Origin of the sequence: Chitinophaga ginsengisoli (genome assembly GCF_003014595.1) — a bacterium.
GTDB lineage: Bacteria > Bacteroidota > Bacteroidia > Chitinophagales > Chitinophagaceae > Chitinophaga > Chitinophaga ginsengisoli.
Genome location: NZ_PYGK01000003.1, coordinates 191337 through 211564, shown reverse-complemented (window position 1 = coordinate 211564; position 20228 = coordinate 191337). Strand labels below are relative to the sequence as shown.

The window sequence follows — 20228 nt, the reverse complement described above, 5'->3', positions numbered from 1 at the left end:
ATACTAATATTTTGGAGACCACCGCTTATCAGAAATTACCATTCGGTTTTTATAACCGTCCTGACGTTTTAAGCATAGCCCGTGAATTACTGGGGAAGATCATCGTGACAAAGTTCAACGGTGAGCTAACAACTGCGCGCATTGTCGAAACGGAGGCCTATGCCGGCGTTATTGACAAAGCTTCCCATGCTTATGGCGGCAGGCGTACCGCCCGTACGGAGATCATGTATCATGAGGCCGGGGCGGCGTATGTTTACCTGTGTTACGGTATCCATCAGTTATTCAATATTGTGACCAATGAAGTGGATATTCCGCATGCCATCCTTATCAGGGGAGCGGAGCCGTTAACGGGCATACCCATTATGCTGCGACGTACAGGCAAGAAAGTGGCAGATTTTACATTAACCAGGGGACCGGGAAATGTATCAAAAGCACTGGGGATCACTACGGCGCATACAGGCGAATCCCTGTTAGAAGATGAATTTCACCTTGTTTCAGATGGTTTTGTGCCTGCAGCAGAAGATATTCTTGCAACACCCCGTATTGGGGTAGATTATGCAGGCGCAGATGCGTTGTTGCCTTACCGTTTCATTGTTCGCGGTAATAAATATGTAAGCGGGAAACCGTCAGAAAATAACCTTCGTTAAAGTATTCCTAATCCTTTTCCGGTACCAGGCTTCATCAAATAATAAATATTTATCTTTATTACATTTTAAGGGACAATCTCAATACCTATTTATGCGAATACCACTAGCCCTGTTGGTGATTGGTTGTTTTTCTGTATCTGTAGCGCATGCCCAGACAACTGATAAAGAAAAGGCCCTGGCCAAAAAGAATGAAGCCATTGAACTGATGGATGATGGTAAACTGGCTGAGTCCATTACAATACTCGAAGAAGCCCGTAAACTTGATCCGGCCGAACCTGAAATAGTGTATGAAATGGCGTTAGCCAAATATCAGCAACAGCATTATGAAGAGGCAATAAAGCTCCTGAAAGAACTGGTGAAGAAGAAACAGGCTACCGGCAGGGTTTATGCAATGATGGGTAATGCCTTCGATGATATGGGTAAGCCGGAGAAAGCAATTGATACATATGATGAAGGCATTAAGAAATTTCCGGAGGAAGGTAATTTGTATGTGGAACGGGGCGTAATGGAGTTGAAGAAAAATGATCATAATGCTGCTCTCGGATTCTTTGAAAAAGGGATAAAGGCAGCTCCCATGTATCCGTCTAACTACTACCGTGCAGCGAAGATTTTCCTGGACTCAGATCAGGAAGTGTGGGGAATGATCTATGGAGAGATCTTCATGAACATCGAACGTGGTTCTAAACGCACAGAGGAGATCAGCAAACTTTTGTATTATACCTACAAAGGAGAGATTAAATTTGAGTCCGATACCAATATATCTGTCAGTTTCGCAAAACAGAACAATACCATCTATCTGGATGCCAGTCAGAATAAAAAAAAGCAGGCGAGCTCTCTGGCTAGTGCCCTGGCCGAGCAGGTGATGGCATCTATGGGAAATTCTTTTGCAAATGGAGCGTATGAAATGACCTTGGTGAAATCATTAATAGGAGAGAAGATGATCAACCTGGAGTCTTTGAACCGTATAAGAACGAGGTTCCTGGATATCTATACACAGGAGGGGCGTGACACGAGTTATCCGGTGGTGCTCTTCGATTTCCAGCGAAAAGTGAAAGATGCCGGGTATCTGGATGCCTATAACTATTGGATACTGGGCCAGGGAGATGAAAAGGTATTCGGGGAATGGAGGAGCGAACATGCACAGCAATGGAACGGTTTTATGAAATGGTTCAAGGAAAACAGGATAAAGATCACAGAAGAAAATGCCTTCGTACGATCACAGATTATCCTGCAGGATGCGATAAAAAAGGCAACAAAATAGCAGGCCGGCGTTCACAGGGGAGTGTTAGGCTGCAATTGAAGGGACAGGGAAATAATAGTTATATATACCATATCTGATAATGAAAAGAAAACGAAACCTCTTCCTGCTTGGGATTACCATGACCATCAGCGCATGTGGTCTTTTCGGTTTTCACAAAGATCAGGAGACGCCTTCAGCCAGAGCATATTTTAAGGGTACGGTCAGTCCCGAGGTCAGCCAGCAGGTACTGGAAGAAAAGGTGCGTGCGTTCTTTGACTGGTACAGCACCCGGGTAGACTCACTGGTGGATATTCAGCTGGTGGATAACTCCGGGGTGGAAGATACTGGCCGGTACGCCGTCAATTTTGACAGTACGGCCGCCTATCTCCGTATTTTGTCCCATGCAGGTATATTCACAAGGGATTATATAGAAGATAAGAACGCTTATTTCCAGCTTTGTGCCAGCAAGATCAGTCAGGATAGCGTTCGGACGGCTACACCCTATGGATTTGATGCCGATCTTATCCTGTTGAGCCAGGAATATGAGGAGGATATCTCCAATTTCAGCCAGGCTACCTTTGGAAATTATACGGAAACCGAGAATGGGGCGTCTATAGACGTGACGATTGTCTATACCCTGCGGATCGATTTTGTGATCCAGGGGGACCGCCTCCTGATAGATAAGATAGATGTAGTGACGCCGGAAGGGCAGACGGAAGAGGGGACATAAGAACTGGCTTCAGACGGTTCAAGTCCAACTATGCGTCTGGTATACTTCTGGTATACGTCCGGTATGCGTCGGGGATGCGTCGTGTATGCGTCGTGTATAAAGCGTGTTTAACTCCAGGTCGTCATCCGCTGCATTAGACCCCGTTAGGGGTCTCTTTGTTTGTAGCGCGGGGTTTCAACCCCGGGGAAACGGAATGGGTTCGCAACCCCGAAAAAACGAATCGGTTTCACCCCCTGAATTGGACGGTATCATGGGGAAAACACATTAATTATTCATGGTTTTCATAATATTTTGATTTTCTCCCGCTTTAAAATACCTTTGGAACGCTTTCAAAAGTTGAAAAGAGAATTCATATTGTGGTAAAGTTTTTCCGCTCAGGCAACCCGTTAACGGTACTGTTGCTGTTGATATATACACTCCTGGTAAAGTTCTATTACCTGATCCATCCGTCTTCCTTCCTGGTTGACGGCAATGAAGGTTTGTTATACGGCCTGTTTGTGAAATGGATGGAAATGGCGTTTGGAAAGAGTCCTTTCCTGTTCACCTCGCTGGCAGTTCTGCTGTTATTATTGCAGGCCCTGCTGGTAACCAAGATCGTGAATCACCAACGCTTATTCGCCAAGGCTACTTACCTGCCCGCCATGAGCTATATGCTCTTTACCTCCCTGTATGAAGGCTGGAACATATTTTCCCCGGCTTTGTTGGTTAACCTGGTGATGCTTTGGGTATTTTCCAATATTACCCTGCTGTACACCCGTACTTCGGCCAGGGATGTGGTATTTAATATCGGTTTCGCCCTGGGGATATGTGGGTTGTTCTACTTCCCGGCTACTATATTCTGTCTTTTATTATGGTTAAGCCTGCTGATTATGCGTCCGTTCCGCCTGGCGGAATGGATCATCGCCTTGCTGGGCCTGATCTGTCCAATATATCTGCTGGGAACCTATCTTTTCCTGACGGACCAGTGGGCCTTGTTTGCAAAAATCCCCAGAATAGGACTTGAAATACCTTTTATTCAGCACTATAAGGTATGGGGAGCTATGGCGGTGAGCCTGTTCTTCTTCGTACTGGGCTGGTTACTACTGCAGCGTACCCTCAAGAAAATGCTGATCCAGGGCCGTAAGATCTGGAACGTATTGGTGGTGTATGTGTTTGTAGCCATGGTGGTTCCCTTTTTTAACGTACATTTTTCCCCAGCCTACTGGGTACTCGCTATTTTGCCGCTTTCTCTGTTTGTAGCCAATGCCTATTGGTCTATAGTTAACAACACGGTAGCTAATATCATTCACATCCTGACATTGGCTTATGTCATTATAATGCAGTATTTCAGCAAAAACTAGCCAGCTTCACGGGTAATTGTTAAAACCGGACGAACGGCTATGGAAATGTGCGGACGGCGTAGTAATTTTGTGCCTTTTCCGGTAATTTCGATTAATGGTCTATGGCTATTATTCCGCCGGATAAAAGCTTGAATAATATTTTAGACCGTAACATTCAATAAATTAAACATGAAATTTGGCGTTGTCACCTTTCCGGGCTCTAATTGTGATCATGACATGATCGATTCATTACGCAACGATCTTGGACAGGAGGTAATAGAGCTGTGGCATAAAGATTCTGACCTGAGCAAGTTCACTAAAGAAGACTGTATTGTACTGCCAGGCGGCTTTTCCTATGGAGATTACCTGCGTTGCGGCGCTATCGCGCGTTTTAGTCCCATGATGCAGAGTGTGATAGAGTTTGCCAATAAAGGTGGCCGTGTGATAGGAGTATGTAATGGTTTCCAGATCCTGTGTGAAGCAGGTCTGTTACCAGGTGCTTTGCTGCAGAATGGCCATCAGCAGTTTGTATGTAAGAATGTATACCTGAAAAGTGAGAATACATCCGCATCCCTGACCAAAGATGTAACCGGACGTGCCCTGAAGATTCCGGTGGCGCATGGCGAAGGTCGCTATTATGCAGATGATGCTACCCTCGAAGGCCTGTTTGCGAACAACCAGGTACTTTTCCGTTACTGCGATGAATTCGGTAATGTGGTAGATGCTGCTAATCCAAATGGCGCGCTGCGTAACATCGCCGGCATCTGTAACAAAGAGCGCAATGTGTTCGGCATGATGCCTCACCCTGAAAGAGCTACCCGCTCAGTGTTGGGAAATACTGACGGCCAGCTTATTTTCCAGAGCCTGATCAATAACAATTGATGTTGTGGTGGAATAACCACCAATATTTAAAATCAAGCCAACCAACCAGTTAAAAAATCCAGTATGAGAAAATTACTAACAGCAGTTTTTTTATTTGCGTTGCCAATACTGGCAAGTGCGCAGATAGAAAACCCGGTGAAATGGGATTTTACCGCTAAGAAGATTGATGCTACAACCTATGAACTGCACATGACAGCAACCATAGACAGCAAATGGCACCTGTATGCACAGGAAGCAGGGGAAGGTCCGGTACCAACCACCTTCAAACTGACGAAGAATCCGTTGGTGACACCTGTAGGTAAGATCCGTGAAGAGGGCAAACTGCACAAAGCATTCGATAAGAACTTTGATTCCGAGCTGAAATACTACGAAAACCAGGTGAATTTCGTACAGAAAGTAACCGTTAAAGGAAAGGCAGCTACTAAAGTAAAAGGTAGCGTGGAATTTATGGTGTGCGATGATCACCAGTGCCTGCCGCCGAAAGAATTGGAATTCGCGATCAGCGTAGGAGGAAAATAAGTTATTATGACGGATGAGAGATCTTCCGCCAGGTAAACAGAATTTAATAAACGAGTTCCCAGGGGACTCGTTTATTATTTGGAATGGTAATAAGTCTTTAAAGCCTATTATTTATATGAAGCAGTTGCTTACGTTCATTATCCTTATCACCGCTGTATTCGCTGTGAGGGCACAAGGGGATTCTACCCCTGCAGCCGTTGCCAAATGGGAGTACACGGCAGAGAAAAAGGGTGAACATGAATATATATTACATCTGAAAGGTACTGTAGAGAAAGGATGGAAATTGTTTTCCACTACCATGAAAGATGACGATCCTAATACCCGTGTAGTTGTTGACAGCGCAGCTACAATAACAGGTATCACGGAACAGGGAGAACTGAAAAAAGCGCCGGAGCCTTTGTTCGACAATCTTGAGATCAAATACTTCGAAAACCAGGTATCTCTCCTGGTAGCTGTAAAACTGAACGGTCCCCTAACTAAACTGGAAGGTGCTGTTAATTACATGGCGCTGAAAGGAGACGAAGTGGTAGGACCCGAAGAGGTGAAGTTCCGTTTTAATGTAGACGCAAGCGGTAACCTGGTAAATGTAGCTGCCGGCTTACATGAATCAGCTGCCGGCGGACAAACACTGAAACGTGCTACTATCGATAAAGACCATCCGGTGAATAACTGTGGTGGAGAAGAGGGGCCGGCCAAAAAAAGTCTCTGGGGATTGTTTATCCTGGGTATGATTGGTGGTTTTATCGCATTGCTGACACCTTGCGTGTTCCCGATGATACCGCTGACAGTATCTTTCTTCACTAAAAAGTCGCAGGATAAAAAGACAGGAATTCTGAACGCCAGCATTTACGGCTTCTTCATTTTCCTGATCTATGTGTTATTAAGTCTGCCCTTCCATTTCCTGGATTCACTGGATCCTGAGATCCTGAACAATATCTCCACTAACGTATGGTTAAACCTGATCTTCTTTGTGATCTTCATTGTGTTTGCCATTTCGTTCTTTGGTTATTTTGAAATAACCCTGCCGAGTGGTCTTGCCAGCAAAGTAGATGCAAAAACAAGTGTAGGCGGTATCATCGGTATCTTCTTCATGGCATTGACACTGGCACTGGTATCATTCTCCTGTACAGGTCCTATCCTGGGATCTTTGTTGGCAGGTTCCCTGTCGACCGACGGCGGCGCTATGCAGCTGACAGTGGGTATGGCTGGTTTCGGATTTGCACTGGCATTGCCTTTTGCTTTATTTGCCATGTTCCCGAACCTGCTGAAATCATTGCCTAAATCCGGCGGATGGCTCACATCAGTGAAAGTAGTGTTAGGTTTCATTGAAGTGGCGATGGCTATTAAGTTCCTCTCCAATGCCGACCTGGTAACACACTGGGGACTGGTAAAACGTGAGGTATTCTTTGCCGTGTGGATCATCTGTGGTTTCCTCATCGTACTGTACCTGTTGGGTAAGATCCGTTTCCCACACGACTCTCCACTGAAGAAGATCAGCCCTACCCGCTGGGTACTGGCCCTGATATTCCTGGCAATAACTATATATCTGTTGCCGGGTGTAACAAATACCAAATACGCGAATCGTAGACTGATCAGCGGTTTCCCTCCGCCATTAAGCTATAGCCTTTACAAGCAGGCTGCGAAAGGTGTTGAGGCAAATGTGGTAAACGACTACGAAGCAGCGTTGAAACTGGCGAAAGAGCAGCATAAACCGATCCTGATAGACTTCACAGGATGGGCTTGTGTAAACTGTCGTAAGATGGAAGAGAATGTATGGCCTGATAAAGCAGTGAGAACCTTGATAGAAGAAGACTATATCCTGGTATCATTGTATGTGGATGATAGAAAATTATTACCGGAAGATCAGCAGTTCCTCTTTACTACCAATACAGGTCGTAAGAAGGAGATCAAAACGATCGGTGATAAATATGCTACGATGCAGACAGAGAATTTTGTGAACAACTCACAGCCTTATTATGTGCTGATCAGCCCTGATGAGAAGCTGTTGACGAAACCTGTAGGATATACGCCCCGTGCAAGTGAATATGCGAATTGGTTGAAGTGTGGGTTGGAAGCGTTTAAGAAAGGAAAGTAATAAATATATACTACTGCAGGAAAAGGCTGTTCGCGTATCGCGGACAGCCTTTTTTGCATTCGATAGAATTATAGTTGTAGAGCTTTTTTATTATATAGTATTTACATTATTGTGTTAACCGTTTGCTTATCAGTTTGTTGTGGGAAAAATAATTTGGCTGGTTTGTGATGTGTATATAAATTCGTGATTCGTGCTTTTGTCAGAACCATTGTTTTACCCAATCAAAAACCAATGACTTATTGCATCTGTAATTGCAAAGAAGGGCGTAGCGGTGATCGCCGATTCTTTAGCCACATTTAGTAAGAATGTAGTGACCTACGATCAGTTCATGGATTATTTAGAGCGTAAACAGGGGAATGCGAACAGCAATGAGATCAGCATTGACCGGAATGAGGTAATCGGCTTGTTTGAGAAGCGGCCATCTCATACTACAGATTACGCAGAAAAGCTTTTCCAGTTTGATAAGTATACTGCAATAACATTGGCGGGAGCTTCACAGATGGGAGGCAAGACAATTGAACATTTGATACAGGAATTAGTTGCCATTAATGAGGAAGACGAAAATTATTATAGCAAAACGGTTGCAACCAGGGTAGGGGATTTTTGCAGGTTTATGGAAGAAAAGGTGAGGGCATGTATCGCAGCAAGAGGATATATAGGAAGAAGTATATTGCTGTTTACTCACTATGAGCCCATAACTGAAAAGACAATTATATACCGAATAGTTATAGATAAACCGATCACAGAAAACTTTAGGGCCGGTGACTGGAAATATGTAAGTTTTGAAAAAATATCTGATGAGCGATATGTGGTTAGTGAAGGTCAAGATTTTATAAGCAAACGGATTTTAATGGAAAAGAGAAACTTTTTTTCACAAACTATTCCGTATATCGTAGACAGAATAATTAAAGATTTCAATCTATCACCGGAATCTATCCCTGTAGGTTATCCCCAACAATTCCTTGATGAAATATATTTGAAACTGAAAGCAGATGACTGGGTCATAAAAGAACCTTTATCAAATTTAAGTCTGCAGCAAGCAGTCAATATCGCTTATTTGTTCTTAAAAATGGAAATAACTTTTCAAACATATGCAAAGCGAATGCCGGCTGTGGGTGGGGCGATAAAAATAGCAGTGATAGATAAAGATGGATTCAGATATATAATGGGACATAATATTCTACAACCATATTAGTTGACTTCAAAAATTTATGAATTATGATCTTTCTTGAACCAGATGACGTATACGAACAAAATGAGAAATTGATTGAGCAAGACAGGCAGGAATTTATAGCAGAGGGTATGAAAAACTTTTTACAAGCTGCTGAAGATAGAAAAAATGGACTGTATAAGAATTTTGGAGATTTTCTGGAAGATTATTTCTATAGCCAGATGGGAGTGGAAGACCAGTTCTTCTACAATGAAGAGCGAAGAGTTCGGAAATTCCTTGAAAGTATTAAAGAACAAAGGCCCGCTTAATGCGGGCCTTTGCCTGTATGTTCAAATTCCTCAGAAATTATAATTCGCCAAATCCGCCATCTTCACTTTCTCCTGCGTCCCGTTCACCATATTCTTAACACTCACCACCTGTTCCTGCACCTCACTTTCACCCATAATGATCACATAAGGGATGTTCCGTTTATTCGCATATTTCATCTGCTTATCCATTTTGGATGGCTCATGGAATAGTTCAGAAGCAATACCCTTGTTACGCAATTGCATCACCAGTTTGAAGGCTGTTCCTTCCGTCTGCCGGTCGAGGTTAAAGAAGAGCACTTGTGTACCCTGTTGCGCATCGGCAGGGAATAATTGCAATTCTTCAAGTACATCATAGATACGGTCCACACCAAAGGAGATGCCTACACCAGAAATGCCTGGTAGGCCAAACAGGCCGGTCAGATCATCATAACGGCCACCTCCACCTATGCTACCCATTTTAACAGAAGAAGGCGCCTTTACTTCCACGATCATACCTGTATAGTAGTTCAGGCCACGGGCGAGTGTTACATCCAGGATAGGAGTGGTTTTGAAAGCGTCTGGTTGGGTGTGCAGTACATAAGATAATTCTTCTACACCTTTCAGACCAGTAGGGGAATCCTTGAAGAGAGCACTTAACTGTTGCAGTTTTTCCTCATTGTTACCCTCAATGCTCAGGAAGTTTTCGATGATAGCAATTTCGCTTGCAGATAGACCTCGTTCCTGTAACTCTTCTCTAACCCCATCTATACCTACTTTATCCAGCTTATCGATGGAAATGGTAATGTCTGTCAGAAGTTCTGGTTGCCCTACAAGTTCCGCCAATGCGCCAAGGATCTTACGGTTATTGATCCTTACCTCATAGCCTTCCATACCGAGTTTGGTAAAAACAGTATCGTAGATTAAGAGTAATTCTATTTCATTTAATAATGAATTACTTCCCACTACGTCTGCATCACATTGATAGAATTCCCGGTAACGGCCTTTAGCGGGGCGGTCTCCACGCCATACAGGCTGCATCTGATACCGCTTGAAAGGCAGTGCCAGTTCATGCTGGTTCATCACCACATATCTTGCGAATGGAATAGTGAGGTCATAACGCAGGGCTTTTTCACATAATAAAATGCCCAGTTCCCGGCTATCCTTTGCCTGTTGGGCGCGTCCCAGGATATCACCATTGTCCAGGATCTTAAATATCAGCTTATCACCTTCTTCACCATATTTACCAGTAAGGGTGTCCAGATTCTCCATGGTAGGGGTTTCCAGTGGCTGGAACCCAAACAGTTCAAATGTTTCACGGATGGTCTGGAAAATATACTGCCGCTTTCTGAGCACTACCGGCCCGAAATCGCGGGTACCTTTTGGTATACTGGGTTTTATCATTATTATTCAATTATGCTTTACAAAGTAATTTATTTTTTGCCTGCCACGATCTTTTCACAGGCTTCGTAGATCATGTTATACACCGGTTCGAATAACGCGTCATCGTACCACGGATCGGGCACGGGCTGTTGATCATCCAGCAACAGCTGCAATTTAGCCTTATCTGCCTCAGTTCTTGCTTTAAGGAGTATGTCCCTGTAATTGTCCAGGTCCATGGCAAAAATGCGGTCAAACCGGTCAAAATCTGCCGCCTGGAACTGCCTGCCCCGCAGTCCGGAGATGTCTATTCCATGGCGTTGTGCCACCTTCACTGACCGGCGGTCAGGAGGATCGCCTACATGCCAGTTGCCTGTACCAGCAGAATCTATTTCCCAGTCCAGTCCCTGCTGAAGGGCAAGGTGCCTTAATATTCCTTCTGCCAGGGGCGAACGGCAAATATTCCCCAGGCATACCATCAGTATTGTCATAATTTCCGCAAACCTACAAGATTTTAACATTATTTTATGCTCCGGGGTAAAATCCTGAGCTGCTGTATATTAGGCTGTGAGGGCCGTAATGGGGGCAACCACACATTATGGAATTCTAATTTTTCCGCATCTATATGATAAGAATGATTAATACTATTACTTTCTTTTTAATGAGTATGTATATTGATGATTATGTACAACATAGGGACTGAAAGTACCAGTATTTAACATGGTTTTAACAAGTTCTTGTTTAATTAGATGTAGATTGAATATGAAAAAATGTGTGTATGCCGGACGATTATTGAAACCTGCTGTAGTGGCTGGTTTAAGGTAAAGGAGCTAGGGCTGGAACCGCTTTTTTTTAACAATCCTCTAAAAGAACAGGTATTTATTTGGAAATATTTTTTTGTATACTTGTAATTCGCTAACAATGCTAATGCAACAAGAAAGATCTGGAAACACGCGGACTAGGGTAAATTATCGTTCGCTCGGGGAATTAATCAGGGGTATATTTTTTCTGCTCTTGGGCCTATATGCAATCTTTGCGCAGAAATATAACCTGGGCCAGTTTCAGGTGTCACAGACTGTACTGAATATTTTTGGCGTCATACTAATTGCGTACGGTCTTTTCCGTGTATATAGAGGAACGAAGAACCTATTTCATCAAAAGGATTAAATAAGAGACGAACATATGATGACCAGAATAATCAGGCGGGGCCAGATCGTTATTATTTCGTTAGCTGTAGCAGCTTTACTGGCATCCTGCGGACGAGCCAACAAGTCCGGGGAAGCGCAAGATTCGCCAACTGCAGGGACCATCAGGATAAGTGTGGATGAAACTTATCGCCCACTGATGGAAGCCGAAATCAAGGTTTTTGAATCCTTATATAAGAACGCGCATATCATTGCTGAGTATAAGCCCGAAGCGGAATGCTTTAAAGATCTGTTAGCAGACAGTTCAAGGCTGATCTTTGTAACAAGAGATTTCAGCGAACAGGAAAAAGCATATTTCAAGGAGTTAAAGATAGGGCCACAAAGCCTGCTGTTAGCCTGGGACGGCGTAGCGCTGATTACTAACCGTAGTAATCCCGACAGTGTCCTCACAATGGACCAGGTGCGGAAAATTATGGACGGGTCTGATTCCACGCAGAAACACCAGATAGTTTTTGATAATCAGAATTCAAGTACGGTAAGATATGTCCGCGATTCGATCAACAAAGGGAAACCGTTGCCGCCGAACGTAATGGCTGCGAAGACCAATCCCGAAGTGGTTGATTATGTGGCTAAAATGAAGGACGCGATTGGTGTAATAGGAGTGAGCTGGATCTCAGATCCGAACGACTCAACTTCTATAGAATTTACAAATAAAGTGCAAGTGGTCAAGGTGAGGGCAGATTATGGTTCGGATTTTGTAAAACCATATCAGGCATACATCGCTCTTGGTTCCTACCAGCTTAAACGTGGTTTGTTCTATTGCCTGAAGGAACCATATTCAGGATTGGGATCAGGGTTCGCCACTTTCCTGGGGAGTTATGAAGGACAGATGATCATTGCGAAATTCAGACTGTTCCCTGCGAGATTGAATGTAGTATTCAGGGAAGCGAACATTAAGTAAAAAACTAACACAACTAAAATTAAAAACCGGATTGCTCATGAACAGACGGAAAAGTTTAATTGTTGCATTGCTGTGCGTCGCGAACGGCGCGATGGCCCAATCTGTAGAAGATGGATTGAAAGACCTGTATTATGGCAAATATGAAACAGCCAAGCAGAACCTGGAAAAAGTAGTTGCAGCTAAACCAACAGAAGACAAAGCATATTACTACCTGGGTATCGCTCAGCTAGGACTGCATGATGACGCCGGCGCTGCCGCAACCTTCCAGAAAGGACTGCAGGCGGTTCCTACTTCAGCATTGTTACAGACAGGAATGGGACGTCTTGATCTCATGAAAGGAGATGCTGCCGCAGCAAAACAAAAATTTGAAGCAGCCAGCACGGCTACAGAAGGTCGTGATGGTGACGTAGCCCGGGCAATTGCTGATGCAAACACTGAAATAAAAGGTGGTGACCGCGGTTATGCACTTTCAGTAATGGAAAAATTGCTGAACAATGAAGGCCGTAAGAAAAAACAGATCTATAATGCAACCGCAGCAGATTATATTGAATTAGGTGATGCCTATCGCTACCTGGGTGGCGAAAATGGCGGTAAAGCAATCACTTCTTACGATAAAGCGCTGGAACTGGATCAGAACAACGCTGAAGCGGTACTGAAACAAGGTCTGGTAAACTACAACGCTAAACTGTTGCAGGATGCCGTGAACGACTGGACAAAAGCTACCAACATGGATCCTAACTACGCACCCGCTTACTATGAACTGTATCAGTTCTATATCACTCCAACCAAAGCACAGCTGTCACTCGAAAATGCAGCTAAATACCTGGAGAAATATATGGAAGTAGTTGGTCAGGGCGCTGGTAAACTGGAAAACGAATACAACCTGGCAGCTATCGCATTCTACCGTAAAGACTATGATGCTGCGATCAATAAAACCAAAGCAGTATTACCACAGACAACTGAAGGTAATAAAGGTAAATTCGTACGCCTGCTGACAGATGCTTATCTGCAGAAAGGTGATACCACTACCGGTAAACAAGTGATCGAAGAGTACGCTAAATCCGTTGGTGATGCCAAGCTGCAGGCGAACGACTACAAACTGCTGAGCGCTATCTACCAGCAACACGTAACTGACTCTGCACAGGAAGTAGTGAATGACTCCCTGGCAGGTCTGTACCTGGAAAAATATGCACTGGCTGACACTGCTAAAGACGTAGAAAAATACAGGAACGTAGCTGAAACTTTCAAAAACATGAGAGATTTCAAACGTGCCGCTACATGGTATGGCAAGCTGGTAAGCGATTTCACCGATGAACAGAATACCGGTAAAGTACAGGATATGTTCTTCAAAGGTACCTGGGAAATCTATGCAAAAGAATACGATAAAGCTGATTCTACCTGGGGCGCTTTCGCTGCGAAATATCCTACTAACGAAGCTTTAGGTACTTACTGGAGAGGTCGCGCCAACATGGCGAAAGATCCGGAAGCTAAATCAGGCGCCGCAGTACCGTACTTCCAGAAATTCTTCGAGATCAAAGGTGAAGAGAAAGTGAACAAACCAGCTCAGCTGATGTTCCCTTATCAGTATATGATGATCTACTACTATAATAAGGATGATCAGGCAAATATGAAGATCTGGATGGATAAAGTACTGTCTATCGATCCTAACAACGCCACGGTAAAAGCGATCCAGGAAAACCTGGAAAACAAAACCAAAGCAGCAGCTGTTAAACCAGCTCAGGGTAACAAAAAATAAGGAACTAAAAGTTATATGAGAGCCTCCTGTCGCCCGACAGGAGGCTTTTTTATTGCCGGTTGGTGAAAAAAGATAATATTTTAATCCTTCATAAGATTTGATTTTTGCATTAGTTAGCCTATTTTTGCTCATTCGGAGAACGATTTATACAGGGAAGCTTATGTTTACAGACACAGAATTATTGTCAGCGACTACTCCTTTCAGCTATTTTCCCATTGTTTTGCAGCTTATAGCTGCACTGGGCTTTGTTGGAATTACAATGCTCGCCACGCATTTTTTGGGGCCAAAACGTAAAACCAGCGACAAACTTGCTACCTTTGAAAGTGGTATTGAACAAAAAGGTAATGCACGTCAGCCCGTAGCCATTAAGTACTTTCTAACCGCCATACTGTTCGTGCTTTTTGACGTAGAAGTGATCTTCTTTTATCCTTATGCGGTGAATTTCAAAGAACTGGGCTGGGACGGCTTTATGGCCATGTTACTGTTTGTGGCGTTCTTTATGGGCGGCTTCTTCTATATCCTGAAGAAGGGAGCGCTGAAATGGGAAGACTGATACTTATATAGAATATTTAGCAGAAGGGTTGCCGGTGGCTGGCAATCCCGTGTGCGTTTAGGTCAAATCTGATTGTGAAATTTTTAAATCTGACATGGTATGGCACGTCCGGTTCAGTATAATGAAAAAGTGAAGAGTGTAGAAGTACCCGAAGGGTATGCAGGGGAAGGGTTTTTTGCTACAACATTCGACCAGGTAATTGGTCTGGCGCGTAAGAACTCCATCTGGCCGCTGCCTTTTGCAACTTCTTGCTGTGGTATCGAGTTTATGGCAACCATGGCCTCTACCTATGATATGGCCCGTTTCGGTTCTGAAAGAATGGCCTTCACTCCCCGCCAGTGTGACCTGTTAATGGTAATGGGCACAATTTCCAAGAAAATGGGTCCCGTATTACGCCAGGTATACCTGCAAATGGCTGAACCCCGCTGGGTAGTAGCTGTAGGCGCCTGCGCATGCAGCGGCGGTGTATTTGATACTTACTCCGTATTACAGGGTATAGACCAGGTTATTCCGGTGGATGTATATGTTCCCGGTTGCCCTCCGCGCCCTGAAGCAATTATCGACGGTTTTATGCGCGTACAGGACCTGGTAGGACAGGAAAGTCTGCGCCGCCGTAATAGCGATAAATACAAGGAATTATTGAACTCTTACGGTATAGAGTAATCTACCACACGAAAGAAGATCATATCCGAAAAGTCAATCTGAAATAGAAAATTGAAATCGTAATGTCTTTGACAAACGACTATATAAAACAACGGTTAGCAGAAAAGTTTGGCGAATCAATCAGCCAGGTGGAAGAGTCCTTTGGGATGTTATCATTTGCAGCCCCCAAAGACCTGAACCTGAAAGTAATGCAGTTCCTGTACGATGATGAGGAACTGCAATTTCGTTTTTTAACGGACCTCACTGCCGTACATTATCCCAACAGAACAGGGGAGGAGCTTGCAGTAGTATATCACCTGTACAATTTCAGGGAAAAGGTGAGACTGCGTTTCAAAGTATACACCAGCATTGAGGATACCCGTGTATTCACAGCTACCCGGCTCTTTGAATCAGCCAACTGGATGGAAAGGGAAACATACGATTTCTTCGGCGTGAACTTCGTAGGGCACCCGAACCTGAAACGTATCCTGAACGTGGACGAAATGACCTATTTCCCCATGCGTAAGGAATTCCCGCTGGAAGATCAGACCCGTACCGATAAAGATGATGAAATGTTCGGCCGCGGCGGGCATATTGGCATTTAATAAATTATTCGTTTGAACATGTCAGAGCAGCAACATATCACACTGCCGGAAGGCTCCATAGAAAGGCAAACACAAACCCTTAACCTGGGCCCTACCCACCCCGCTACTCACGGGGTATTCCAGAATATCCTGGAAATTGACGGGGAGCGTATCGTGAGTTCAGAATCTACTGTAGGGTATATCCACCGCGCATTCGAGAAGATCGCAGAAAGACGCCCTTACTACCAGATCACTCCTTTAACTGACCGTCTGAACTACTGTTCTTCTCCTATCAATAATATGGGATGGCACATAACCGTAGAGAAACTGCTGGGTATCAAAACCCCCAAGCGTGTTGACTACCTCCGTGTGATCATTATGGAGTTGGCCCGCATCACCGATCACCTGATCTGTAATGGTGTGGTAGGTGTGGACAGCGGCGCCTTCTCCGGCTTCCTCTACCTCATGAAATACCGTGAGCTGGCATACGAAATATATGAGGAGATATGCGGTTCCCGTCTAACAACCAATATAGGCCGTGTGGGTGGTTTTGAAAGAAACTTTACCCCTGCAGCATTTGAAAAAATAGAACGTTTCCTGAAAGAATACCCGGCGGCGCTGAAGGAGTTCGAAACCCTGATGAACCGTAACCGTATCTTCATGGAAAGGACCCAGGGCGTAGGCCCTATCAGCGCGGAAAGAGCCATTAACTACGGCTTTACCGGTCCTAACCTGCGTGCTGCCGGTGTGGACTATGACGTGCGTGTAGCACATCCATATTCCTCTTACGAAGATTTCGACTTTAATATACCAGTAGGCACCACAGGCGACTGTTACGACCGTTTCCTGGTGCGTAATGGCGAAATGTGGGAAAGCCTGAGCATTATCCGTCAGGCGATGGATAAGCTGAAAGACCTGCCTTCAGATGTATACCATGCAGATGTACCTGCTTACTACCTGCCTGAAAAGAGCGCGGTATACACCAAAATGGAAGCGCTGATCTACCACTTCAAGATCATCATGGGTGAATCTGATATCCTGCCGGGCGAATTGTACAATGCTGTAGAAGGCGGTAACGGAGAACTGGGATTCTATCTCATCAGCGACGGTGGCCGTAGTCCTTACAGGCTGCACTTCCGCCGCCCATGTTTTATATATTACCAGGCTTATGCAGAACTGATCAAAGGCGCAATGCTGAGCGATGCCGTTATTTGTATGAGTAGCCTGAATCTGATAGCAGGTGAACTGGATGCTTAATTATTAATTTTTTCTTTCATAGTTATGTTTTCTGAAGAGAAACTGAATAAGGTAAAAGAGATCATCGCACGTTACCCGGCCGGGAAACAGAAGAGTGCCCTGATTCCGGTGCTGCATCTGGCACAGGAAGAGTTTGGCGGATGGCTGAGCGCGGAAACCATGGATTATGTGGCTTCCCTGTTGCAGATCAAACCGATCGAAGTGTACGAGGTGGCTACCTTTTACTCGATGTTTAACCTGAAGCCTGTAGGCAAATACGTATTTGAAGTATGCCAGACAGGCCCCTGCATGCTGCGTGGCTCAGACAACATCATTGACTATATCAAAAAGAAACTGGACATCGGCGTGGGTGAAACCACCAAAGATGGCCTGTTCACCCTCAAGACAGTAGAGTGCCTCGGCGCCTGCGGATACGCTCCGATGATGCAGCTGGGTAAACACTTCCGTGAGCACCTCACCCCTGAAAAGGTAGATGCTATTATTGAGGAATGCAGGGTTAAAGCAAACTAAAACTTTGAATGACCGGAATACGGTCTACAATTATAAAAAGTAAGATGGGACGCAAACTACTTTTTGACAAAGCGCACATAGAAGGCATCCGATACTATGATGTATACCGGGCCAACGGAGGTTATGGATCAGCAGAAAAAGCGCTCAAAAGCATGACACCTGACCAGGTGCTGGATGAAGTAAAGAAGAGCGGTCTGAGAGGTCGTGGTGGTGCCGGTTTCCCTACCGGTATGAAATGGAGCTTCATCGCAAAACCAGAGGGCGTACCCCGCTACCTCGTGTGTAATGCGGATGAATCAGAGCCCGGTACGTTCAAAGACCGTTACCTGATGGAATTTATCCCTCACCTGCTCATAGAAGGTCTGCTCATCTCCAGCTACACCCTGGGTTGTAACAGCTGCTATATCTATATCCGTGGTGAGTACGCCTGGATCCCCGACATCCTGGAACAGGCTATCGCAGAAGCAAAGAAAAATGGCTGGCTGGGTAAGAATATCCAGGGTACCGGCTTCGATCTTGAAATATATGTACAGCGTGGTGCCGGCGCTTATATCTGTGGTGAGGAAACTGCCCTGATAGAATCCCTGGAAGGTAAACGTGGTAACCCACGTATCAAACCGCCATTCCCGGCTGTAAAAGGGCTGTGGGATTGCCCGACAGTGGTGAACAATGTGGAAACACTGGCCGCTGTAGTGCCTATCCTGCGCATCGGTGGTGAAGAATATTCAAAATACGGTATTGGTAAATCTACCGGTACTAAACTGATCTCTGCCTGCGGTAACATCAACAAACCAGGAGTGTATGAGATCGAGATGAATATCTCTGTGGAGGAATTCATCTACTCCGACGAATACTGTGGTGGTATCGCTAACGGCAAACGCCTGAAAGCATGTATCCCCGGTGGTTCTTCCGTACCTATCCTGCCAGCTAACCTGCTGCTGAAAACAGCAAAAGGTGAGCAACGTATGATGACCTACGAAAGCCTCTCAGACGGTGGTTTCGCTACAGGCTCCATGCTGGGTTCCGGTGGTTTCATCGTACTCGACGAAGACCAGTGTGTGGTGAAGAACACCCTGACATTCGCCCGTTTCTATCACCATGAGAGCTGCGGACAGTGCAGCCCATGCCGTGAAGGTACCGGCTGGATGAAGCGTGTACTGCAGAATATCGAGAATGGCAAGGGCAAAATGAGTGATATAGATCTGCTGTGGGATATCCAGCGTAAAATAGAAGGTAACACCATCTGCCCATTGGGCGATGCTGCTGCCTGGCCGGTAGCGGCTGCAATACGCCACTTCCGTGACGAGTTTGAATGGCATGTGCTGCATCCTGAAGAAGCGACCAAACGTAACTACGGACTGGCACACTACGCAGATCCACTGGTAATAGCTGCTCCTGCTGCTGTATAAGAATCAATTTAAGCGATGCAAAATGGCTGAAGAAAAGAAACTCTTTAAAGTTAAGATCGATAATATCTCCGTGGAAGTGGAGCCGGGCACTACCATCCTGAATGCTGCCCGTAGAATTGGTGGAGATATCGTGCCGCCTGCAATGTGTTACTACTCCAAACTGCAGGGTAGCGGTGGTAAATGCCGTACCTGCCTGGTGAAAGTAACCAAAGGATCAGAAGCTGATCCCCGTCCTATGCCTAAACTGGTGGCCAGCTGCCGTACTACCGTAATGGATGGTATGGAAGTGGCTAACATCACCTCTCCTGAAGTGCAGGAAGCACGTAAGGGCGTGGTGGAATTCCTGTTGCTGAACCATCCGCTGGACTGTCCCGTATGCGACCAGGCCGGAGAATGTCACCTGCAGGACCTCAGCTATGAGCACGGTGCAGAAACTACCCGTTACGAATTCAAACGCCGTACGTTCGACAGGATCGACATCGGCGATAAGATACAGTTACACATGACCCGTTGCATCCTCTGCTACCGTTGCGTGTTCACCGCCGATCAGCTGACCGAAAAGCGTGAACATGGTGTACTGGGTCGTGGAGAGGTCGCAGAGATTGGTACGTATATTCATCAGTCCCTGGACAACAACTTTATCGGTAATGTGATAGATGTTTGTCCTGTAGGCGCACTCACAGATAAGACCTTCCGCTTCAAGAACCGTGTATGGTTCCTGAAAGCAGTAGATGCACACCGCCAGTGTGAAGATCCAAAATGCTGCGGTAAGACCGTTCTCTGGATGCGTGGCGACGAGGTGTTCCGCGTAACTGCACGTAAAGATAAATACGGCGAAGTGGAAGACTGGATTTGCGATACCTGTCGTTTCGATAAGAAAGATGTGAAAGATTGGGTAATAGAAGGTCCGCGGAACATAGACCGTCATAGTGTTATTTCTCAGGGGCACTATGTGGGTGTTCACAAACCGAAAGATACATTGGTAGAAGTACTGGATGGCCGTCAGCCAAAATTGCTGCTGGATATTCATACAGTCAGCGAAGTGAACAGACCGGATATCGATCTGTCTCAGATAGACGGACCGGCACATTCAGATGACTTTAACAAGAAGTAATTCACTCTTTATTCGTAATTGATATAATTC

Annotated in this window: 20 protein-coding genes; 18 read left to right on the top strand and 2 right to left on the bottom strand. The window is 45.1% G+C overall.

The genetic code is table 11. The features are described from left to right. Positions 1 to 11: 11 nt before the first annotated feature. The 9 genes from CLV42_RS08735 to CLV42_RS08695 all read left to right on the top strand — a co-directional run bounded on the left by CLV42_RS08735 (position 12) and on the right by CLV42_RS08695 (position 8911). Complete coding sequence (locus CLV42_RS08735; RefSeq protein WP_106601930.1) at positions 12 to 647, top strand: DNA-3-methyladenine glycosylase; 636 nt, start codon at positions 12 to 14, stop codon at positions 645 to 647. A 91-nt stretch (positions 648 to 738) separates the two neighbouring features. Then, a complete protein-coding gene (locus tag CLV42_RS08730) occupies positions 739 to 1908 on the top strand; it encodes a tetratricopeptide repeat protein (RefSeq protein WP_106601524.1) in 1170 nt (389 codons plus the stop codon). Between the two features lie 79 nt (positions 1909 to 1987). Next, positions 1988 to 2617 (top strand): hypothetical protein, encoded by a 630-nt coding sequence (locus CLV42_RS08725; RefSeq protein WP_146154346.1) that lies wholly within the window; start codon positions 1988 to 1990, stop codon positions 2615 to 2617. Positions 2618 to 2973: 356 nt separating this feature from the next. Further along, positions 2974 to 3957: a hypothetical protein gene (locus tag CLV42_RS08720; RefSeq protein ID WP_106601522.1), complete on the top strand. Its 984-nt coding sequence runs from the start codon at positions 2974 to 2976 to the stop codon at positions 3955 to 3957. Positions 3958 to 4125: 168 nt separating this feature from the next. After that, positions 4126 to 4818, top strand: coding sequence for a phosphoribosylformylglycinamidine synthase subunit PurQ (purQ, locus tag CLV42_RS08715; RefSeq protein ID WP_106601521.1), 693 nt, complete (start codon positions 4126 to 4128; stop codon positions 4816 to 4818). 63 nt (positions 4819 to 4881) lie between these two features. After that, positions 4882 to 5337, top strand: coding sequence for a protein-disulfide reductase DsbD domain-containing protein (locus CLV42_RS08710; protein ID WP_106601520.1), 456 nt, complete (start codon positions 4882 to 4884; stop codon positions 5335 to 5337). A 115-nt stretch (positions 5338 to 5452) separates the two neighbouring features. Next, positions 5453 to 7432: a protein-disulfide reductase DsbD family protein gene (locus tag CLV42_RS08705; protein WP_106601929.1), complete on the top strand. Its 1980-nt coding sequence runs from the start codon at positions 5453 to 5455 to the stop codon at positions 7430 to 7432. Positions 7433 to 7760: 328 nt separating this feature from the next. Next, positions 7761 to 8627 carry a hypothetical protein gene (locus tag CLV42_RS08700; protein WP_146154345.1) on the top strand — a complete coding sequence of 289 codons (867 nt, stop codon included), beginning with the start codon at positions 7761 to 7763 and terminating at the stop codon, positions 8625 to 8627. A 23-nt stretch (positions 8628 to 8650) separates the two neighbouring features. Further along, on the top strand, positions 8651 to 8911 hold the full coding sequence (locus CLV42_RS08695; RefSeq protein WP_106601518.1) for a hypothetical protein: 261 nt from the start codon (positions 8651 to 8653) through the stop codon (positions 8909 to 8911). Positions 8912 to 8941: 30 nt separating this feature from the next. Here the strand turns inward: CLV42_RS08695 and hisS are convergent, their stop codons facing one another. Together hisS and CLV42_RS08685 are read right to left on the bottom strand one after the other, a co-directional pair. Further along, positions 8942 to 10291, bottom strand: coding sequence for a histidine--tRNA ligase (hisS, locus tag CLV42_RS08690; protein ID WP_211303416.1), 1350 nt, complete (start codon positions 10289 to 10291; stop codon positions 8942 to 8944). 29 nt (positions 10292 to 10320) lie between these two features. Further along, the gene (locus tag CLV42_RS08685; protein ID WP_170117440.1) at positions 10321 to 10758 is read right to left on the bottom strand and encodes a low molecular weight protein-tyrosine-phosphatase; all 438 of its coding nucleotides are present in this window, start codon (positions 10756 to 10758) and stop codon (positions 10321 to 10323) included. 691 nt (positions 10759 to 11449) lie between these two features. On the opposite strand from CLV42_RS08685, the gene CLV42_RS08675 reads away from it, so the two are divergent. The 9 genes from CLV42_RS08675 (at position 11450) to CLV42_RS08635 (ending at position 20198) form a co-directional block, all read left to right on the top strand. Then, positions 11450 to 12373, top strand: a complete 924-nt coding sequence (locus CLV42_RS08675; protein ID WP_106601515.1) for a substrate-binding domain-containing protein — start codon at positions 11450 to 11452, stop codon at positions 12371 to 12373. A 37-nt stretch (positions 12374 to 12410) separates the two neighbouring features. Continuing rightward, positions 12411 to 14129, top strand: a complete 1719-nt coding sequence (locus CLV42_RS08670; protein WP_106601514.1) for a tetratricopeptide repeat protein — start codon at positions 12411 to 12413, stop codon at positions 14127 to 14129. Between the two features lie 160 nt (positions 14130 to 14289). Then, positions 14290 to 14682: an NADH-quinone oxidoreductase subunit A gene (locus CLV42_RS08665; protein WP_106601513.1), complete on the top strand. Its 393-nt coding sequence runs from the start codon at positions 14290 to 14292 to the stop codon at positions 14680 to 14682. Between the two features lie 99 nt (positions 14683 to 14781). Further along, positions 14782 to 15345 carry an NADH-quinone oxidoreductase subunit B gene (locus tag CLV42_RS08660; protein WP_106601512.1) on the top strand — a complete coding sequence of 188 codons (564 nt, stop codon included), beginning with the start codon at positions 14782 to 14784 and terminating at the stop codon, positions 15343 to 15345. A 62-nt stretch (positions 15346 to 15407) separates the two neighbouring features. Beyond that, positions 15408 to 15929: an NADH-quinone oxidoreductase subunit C gene (locus tag CLV42_RS08655; protein ID WP_106601511.1), complete on the top strand. Its 522-nt coding sequence runs from the start codon at positions 15408 to 15410 to the stop codon at positions 15927 to 15929. Positions 15930 to 15947: 18 nt separating this feature from the next. After that, positions 15948 to 17165, top strand: coding sequence for an NADH-quinone oxidoreductase subunit D (locus CLV42_RS08650; RefSeq protein WP_106601510.1), 1218 nt, complete (start codon positions 15948 to 15950; stop codon positions 17163 to 17165). Between the two features lie 24 nt (positions 17166 to 17189). Then, a complete protein-coding gene (gene nuoE, locus CLV42_RS08645) occupies positions 17190 to 17675 on the top strand; it encodes an NADH-quinone oxidoreductase subunit NuoE (RefSeq protein ID WP_089828315.1) in 486 nt (161 codons plus the stop codon). Positions 17676 to 17719: 44 nt separating this feature from the next. Then, positions 17720 to 19084 carry an NADH-quinone oxidoreductase subunit NuoF gene (nuoF, locus tag CLV42_RS08640; protein ID WP_106601509.1) on the top strand — a complete coding sequence of 455 codons (1365 nt, stop codon included), beginning with the start codon at positions 17720 to 17722 and terminating at the stop codon, positions 19082 to 19084. Between the two features lie 22 nt (positions 19085 to 19106). Continuing rightward, positions 19107 to 20198: a 2Fe-2S iron-sulfur cluster-binding protein gene (locus CLV42_RS08635; RefSeq protein ID WP_106601508.1), complete on the top strand. Its 1092-nt coding sequence runs from the start codon at positions 19107 to 19109 to the stop codon at positions 20196 to 20198. The last annotated feature ends 30 nt before the right edge of the window (positions 20199 to 20228 follow it).